Here is a 7,014-nt window from a genome sequence, read left to right as displayed (position 1 = left end):
CGATTGTTGGTTTAGCTTGTTTGAGAGTTGCCGCAATAAATCCTAAAGGATTATTCATTTCGTGAGCGACACCAGCAACTAAGTTACCCAAAGCGGACATCTTTTCACTTTGAACTATCTGCAATTGGGCATTTTGCAAATCAGTGAATGCTTGCTCTAACTTTTGGGCATATTCTTGAGCAGATTCATAAAGTCGGGCATTTTCTAGAGAGATGGCAGCTTGAGCGCAAATGAGATTGAGTATTTCGATGCGATCGCTCGTAAAAGCTCCCTTTGTTAAGTTATTTTCTAGATATAAAATCCCCATCAACTTACCTTGATGTAAAATCGGGCTGCACAAAATACTTTTCGGCTGTTGATGGATAATGTACGGGTCGTTGGCTAAGGTAGTATCTGCGGTTGCATCTAATAAGACAACAGTTTGTTGACTGTGCTTGACTTTGTAAATCAGCTTATGGGGAATATCCTGACTGTCTTCAACCTGAAGGTTCTGCAATACTACTGGGTTTGTTCCCTGGGTAATTGAGCCTTTAATTATCAGACGATCATCTCGCAACAACATTAACACGCACTTATCAGCCCCAGCATTTTCAATGATGATGGAAAGTAACGATAAAAGTAGTTTGTCTAGTTCGATTGCACCGGAGATAGCCTGAGATGCTTTGAGAATAGCTTTTAAATCTAGAGTATCTGAGACACTGCTGCTAGAACTTGAAGAACTAGTAGATGTGACAGTTCCCAAGCTGATGATAGTTTCATTAGTAGAAACAACCGAACGGCTTGGCTTTAATATTGGCGCAAGCAATTGGGGATAGCGGTGTTCTAAGTCGGCGACTTTGGCTTTTGCTCCCCAATGGGCATAGCAATAATATGCTTCTTGCATATAGCTGGCGGCGACTTTCTCTTTGCCCCAACCAAGGTAAAATTTGGCTGCAAGTTCATTTGCTAAGGCTTCTTCTTGGATATAGTCATTTTCTTTTGCACCTGCGATGGCGCGATCGTAATAATCTCCGGCTGCGTAATTTTCCCCTAGTACTCGATATTTTTCCGCTTCTACTAGGTCGTATTTATGTTGAAAGTTCATTGGTGCGGAAACTGCACGATGGTGGAGTATGGCTTGATTTTGAGAAACCCGCTCCAGCAGTTCGGTTTTGTCTGTGGCTGCGGCATGGGTAGCCAGTACTGTTAGGGAATCGTAAAAGTAAAAAACCAATTCGCTCATTTCGCCTGCCACAACTGCTAGGGTTTGACGCGCTTCTATGGCATCTTGAATTGCCTGGGGGTACTGATTGAGGAGATAGGAAGTAGTCAGCCTATAGACCCAATAATAATGCAATCCAATTAAATCATTAGTAGCAGTAAGTGTAGCCTGTATTTGCTCGGTTTTATTTGTCAAAGTTGACTGGTTTTGACTATTTTGCAGCCGCTCAACTGCTTGTAAAATAATCTGAGAGTAATTTAAACAAGTTTTGAGATTGAGCTTGGATAGAGTATTTAAATAAGGTTCTGCTTCTGTCACCAAAGTATTTAAATCCTGACCAAGGATATAAACGCACTGACACAAATGCTGGACGGTATGGCCTGCATACTCTATATCGCCGACTTCCTGGGCTGTCTGGAAACTTTCATAGTATAAAGCTAAACTGGTGCGAAAATGAGATTTATAATGAATAAAAAACAGACCTAAGATCAGATTAACTCTTGGCAACATAAAACGTGCATTGAGTTTTACCACTAGTTGTGATGACATCTGAGCAAAGTCATAAGCTGTATCCAAATCCCCTAATATACTGCTCAATAAGACTGCATAGGTACTGTAACCATAACCTGATAGGGGGTGATTTCCTTTTTGAATCGACAATCTAACTTGAGTCAGAACGAGCAATGGAAATAGTGGGGAAGCACAAAGGTAGGCTGCTGCAATAACACTAGAAAGTAACTGCATAATTGCCACTGCTTCTGGTTCTGTCATCATCGGCAAATCAAGTAAATCTTCGGCAGTTCTACCATTAAGCAATTCCTTTACCTTTTCTAAAGCGCCAGCGATATCTGCGGGTGTTGGTTGCTCTGGAAAATAGGTGTAAAACTCGGCTAAAGCATTCCTGGCGAGCGCGATTGCTTCTTGAAATCTCCCCTGGTTTGTATAGGCTTGAATCTGAATTTCGTAGGCTTTGACGTAATCTATCGCTGGGAGCTTTGCCGCTAAAATTGCCTTTACTCCCTGCTCCATTTGCTCGTAATTACCGCACAAATACGACGCTTCTGCTGCTCCTGACTGCAATTCTAACATCAGGCTGGTTTGGGTCTGCCAAGCACCATCAGACAGTAAATTTATCCCTGTAGTGAAATATTTGAAAGCTGGTTCGTAAGCATTCGAGGCTTTAGCTTTGCGTCCAGCAATTAAATTCAGTTCGACAAGATTATCCTTTTCTGATTTGTCAAGTTGATCGAGGATAATGGCGCTCGCACTGTTCCAATGATTGACAATCTCGAAAATCTTATCTTCTAGTTCGCTGTCTGGGATACTTTGTCGCAGCAACCGAGCAATCGCCAAATGGGTTACTTGTTTTTGGTCTTCAGGAATCAAAGAATAGGCAGCTTGTTGTACCCGATCATGCAAAAATCTATACTTGGCTATTTGCTCGCTAGTACTTTTATTTTCTAGCCTCAATTTATCGTTATCTTCGCCTTGATAAAACTTATAAATATCACTTTGGGGTAAAATCAAATCTGCCTGTAAAGCAGCCCATAAATCAGTTGCGACTTCCACTTCAGATAATTGACAAACAATCGCTAATGTTGGCAAGTCAAATTGGTTACCAATACAAGCAGCTAGTTTCAATACCGATTGGGTTGATTCTGGTAATCTTTGCAATTGAAATACTATAAACTCAACCACATCATCGGTGAGTGTTTGCTGATTGATCTGAGAAATATCGAATTGCCAACATCCTTCTGATAAATTAAATTTAATGAATTTATCTTGATGTAACGACGTAAGAAATCTTGTGGCAAATAAAGGATTTCCCTGAGTTTTACGATAAATCAATTGCGACAAAGAAAAGGCTAAATCCTCTTTGCACTTCAATGTATCGGCGATCAGTTGATTTAATTTGACTTGACTCAGAGGAGCGAGAGTAATTGTATTGACAACCGCCTCAGCTTTACTAATTTCCTTTAAGCTCATCATCAAAGGATGAGCGGGCGATACTTCGTTATCTCGATAAGCTCCAATTAATAGTAAATATCCCTGGTTTCCATTTACCATTAATAATTGAATCAGATTCAAGGAAGCAGAATCAGCCCATTGTAAATCATCTAAGAAAATTACTAATGGATGTTCTTTCTGTGTCAAAACTTGAGTGAATTTTTGAAAGAGGAAATTAAAACGATTTTGGGCTGCAATTCCTGATAATTCTGTGGCTGATGGTTGAGTGCCAATAATTGTTTCTAATTCAGGTATAACGTCAATAATGACTTGTCCATCTTTACCAACAGCTTCTAATATTTTGTGTTTCCATTTCTGGATTTGTCCATCACTTTCACTCAACAACTGCCCCATTAAATCTCTGAAAGATTGCACAAAAGCACTAAAGGGAATATTCCGTTGAAATTGGTCATATTTACCTTTGATGAAATAACCACGTTGTCTGACAATTGGTTTATGCACTTCGTTAACAACTGCTGTTTTACCAATTCCAGAAAAACCAGCTACCAGGATCATTTCTGTTGCACCCTGGCTGACTCTATCAAATGTTGCTAGTAGGGTTTTTACTTCTGTTTCTCTACCATAAAGTTTATCGGGGATGATGAAGCGATCGCACACATCCCGACTAGCAATATCAAAACTTTGAATCTCACCAGTTTCTTTTAGCTGAATTAAACATTTTTCTAAATCAACTTTCAATCCTAATGCACTTTGATACCTATCTTCGGCATTTTTTGCCATCAATTTACTGACGATTTTTGAGATAACCAAGGGGATATCTGGATTAATTTCATCTATTAATGGTGCGGTTTTGGCAATATGAGAATGTACTAATTCCATCGCATCCTGAGATGCAAAGGGTAACTCACCTGTGAGTAATTCGTAGAAAGTTACACCTAAAGAATAAAAATCTGTGCGATAATCAATCCCGCGATTCATTCTTCCTGTTTGTTCGGGAGAAACATAAGCAAGGGTTCCTTCTAATACTTTGGGATTAACTAGGGTTTGGGTTTCTCTGGGCAATAATGATGCAATACTAAAGTCAATTAATTTAATTTGTTTGGTTTCGGGATTAATTAAAATATTGCTGGGTTTGATATCTTTATGAATAATGCGCTCATGATAGAGTAGATTTAGGATGTCGCACAAAGTGATCGCGATTAATAAGAATTCTTCTAAAGATTGTTGAGTTTCTCTAGTTCCCCACTTTTTAAGAGAAATCCCCCCAAAGTCTTCCATAACTAGTGCATAACCATTTTGACAAGGTTCTAGACTGTAGGTTTGGACTATTAGGGGGGAGTTGAGATTTTTAGCAATTGTGTACTGGTTGCGAAACAACAACAGTTCGTTAAAGCTGGGATAGGGATTTTTGAGTAATTTAACGACTACTGGTTGTTGATCAACTTCTCGATAACCTCGATAAACCAGTGTGCGGGAGCCATTATAGAGTTCTTCGCTGATGCTATATCCGGGAATATTCTCAACAAGAGTGCTAGTCATAACCTAAATCTTAAAAATGTTTAGATTTAGTATTCCCATCGGATTAACTGAATTCTCTAGATTAATGTAAGAATTTATACTGACATCGCAGGTTTTGCAGTATTACACGAAAGGGCTATTTCGTGGAATGCAGACACAATTGTTTGAAATCGCATTTTCAACAGCAATTAATTACCGCCGTCGCTGATTAGGATCAGTCCCCAAACGTCTCTCAACCCGTTGCAGCTTAGTATTAGTCCAACCAGTCTGCTCCAAAATCTGCTCTAGAGACTGGGTAGCCTCATAAGGCAGACTCAGAGGAAAAAGATGTGAATAAAACGTAAACAGAATAAAAAATGTAATCGGAGAAAAAAGCCAGATAACAAAAGCTCTACACCAATCTTTAACGTCTGAATCCACCGCGCCTTTTTGGTTCATGAGAGAAATCATCGCCTTGACTTCTTTCAACTCTTCTCGCAACGGTGCGATTAACTTCTCGGTTGGGGTTGATGAGGGATTGCTCAAGCTGCCGTAGAGTTTGATTAAGTTCTGCAATAACTCCAGCTGTTGCTGCGACGTTAGATTTAATGCGTTCAACGCTATCCCTAGCTGATTGCAACTCGTCGCTAAATTTTTGATATTCTCCGTATGGTCTGCCTCCGCCTTCAATTGCTCCGCCGTCAGTTGAGTCCATTCGTTCAATTCCGCCTGTAAATTTTCAAACAATAACCTCCAATCATTAGGAGCAGTTTCAGTCAGCTGTGCCAGATAGCCAATGTACTGCACCAATCGAAAAGCAGGATCATCCTGTTTCATCCCAGAATCAAGCGCAAACCGCAGCACTTTCGCTTGAAATTCTGGTGGCTTTTCTGCCAGTAATCTATCTAAATGAGATACCGCCCCATTTGCACCATTACTCTTACCATTAGTGCTTGCCATTATTCTAGCCCCAACTGCACAGCAGCCTTAGCAAACTCAGACTCAACCGTATCAATCCAGCCATAAATTCTTGACTGATTACTCAAACTGAAATCCTCATGTTCCAAAGCCTCCCGGAAAGTAAGATCCTTCGAGTCAATCAAATCAAAAATATCGTCATATAACTCAGGCAATAACAGTTCAACAGCCCCCAAAGCTTCCACCGACTGTTTCACCTTAGAATTGTTGTAACGAGTAAACTTGTGTTCCTCACCCCAGTAGAGATTTTTCACAACCACATAATCAACACGGTCGCCACAGAAATCTACCAGCCGTTTTAACTGCAAAACACTATCCTTCACCCGACCCAAAACCGAAACCATAGTAATGCGATAACCCAAACGCTCGGCATTCTGAAACAGAAAAATATCCTTCGCCACCGACTCAAAATATTCAGCAGCCCCAGCCGGCAGATCCACCAGAGAAACTTTTGGAGAAAACCGCTTTAAATCATCCTGCAAAGCATCAGCACCACCACGCTGATTAAGCTTCAACCCAGACACCCCAGGAGCCACCTTATTATAGTGACGATAAAGCTGAGGATTCGACTGGTCACATTCATAAGCAATACAGTTAATATTTCTATGGCGGTAAATGTCGAGTAAAATCCTCGCCACCACACTTTTACCAGTCCCGCCCTTATCACCAGTCACTAACACCAACCGCCCAAGAGTTTTTGGCTCATTAACAGGTATCTTGCCAACCGAATCAGCCGATGATTTAGATTGAACAGCCATTTACAAATCCTCATCTGAAATGATTTGAGGCACAAAAGCCGGACGAGAGAAACTAGGATACTCACTCGCCTGAGTTTCATCAGAATTTTTAGTAGTGGTATTAGAAGAAGAACTTTCTAAAACAGACTTAACCGACTTTGAGGATGACTTCTGGCGTTTTCGAGACTGACCATTCCCAGAAGAACTATCAGAATTTTCAACCTTAACAGAATCATCCATAGATAAAATTGATGATGAACTTTTAGCAGATGAACTCTTGCGAGTAGAGCGGCGAATCTCCCCTAGTAAATAGCGAATACGTTCAGCACCAATATTGATATCTAAACCTGCCAAAGTTTTTGAGACATCCTCGTAGGAGTAACCAAGACGCAGCACCCGCTCAATTTGACGGCGCATTTTTCTAATCGCCGAGCGTGCCGGGATATCATCTAATTCCTTACCACCCAAAGCCCGCAGAGCATCAATAGCTTCAGGAATTTTAGATTTAGGAACCTTATCTTTAGTCACCGAAGTAAAAGTAGACTTTTGATATGTTTAAAACTTAAGAATCAAAGCACACATCTATCTAAAGATAGGTCAAGCTACTTGCTACATAAAGCTTAAAAAAATAGT

4 protein-coding genes are annotated in these 7,014 nt (G+C 40.3%); all 4 read right to left on the bottom strand.

Annotated elements, in window-relative coordinates; all coding sequences use genetic code 11:
* Positions 1–4,708 (bottom strand): AAA family ATPase (locus tag H6G69_RS31840; RefSeq protein ID WP_190693479.1); only part of this gene is annotated, 4,708 nt, incomplete at its 3' end.
* Between the two features lie 171 nt (positions 4,709–4,879).
* Positions 4,880–5,626, bottom strand: coding sequence for a DUF6753 family protein (locus tag H6G69_RS31835; RefSeq protein ID WP_190693477.1), 747 nt, complete (start codon positions 5,624–5,626; stop codon positions 4,880–4,882).
* Positions 5,626–6,402 carry a hypothetical protein gene (locus H6G69_RS31830; RefSeq protein WP_242072256.1) on the bottom strand — a complete coding sequence of 259 codons (777 nt, stop codon included), beginning with the start codon at positions 6,400–6,402 and terminating at the stop codon, positions 5,626–5,628. The genes H6G69_RS31835 and H6G69_RS31830 overlap by 1 nt, the downstream gene beginning before the upstream one ends.
* Positions 6,403–6,909, bottom strand: a complete 507-nt coding sequence (locus H6G69_RS31825) for a hypothetical protein (protein WP_190693475.1) — start codon at positions 6,907–6,909, stop codon at positions 6,403–6,405.
* Between the last annotated feature and the right edge of the window lie 105 nt (positions 6,910–7,014).

Origin of the sequence: Nostoc sp. FACHB-110 (assembly GCF_014697425.1) — a bacterium.
Taxonomy (GTDB): Bacteria; Cyanobacteriota; Cyanobacteriia; order Cyanobacteriales; family Nostocaceae; genus Nostoc_B.
This window is presented reverse-complemented; position numbering and strand designations above follow the sequence as displayed.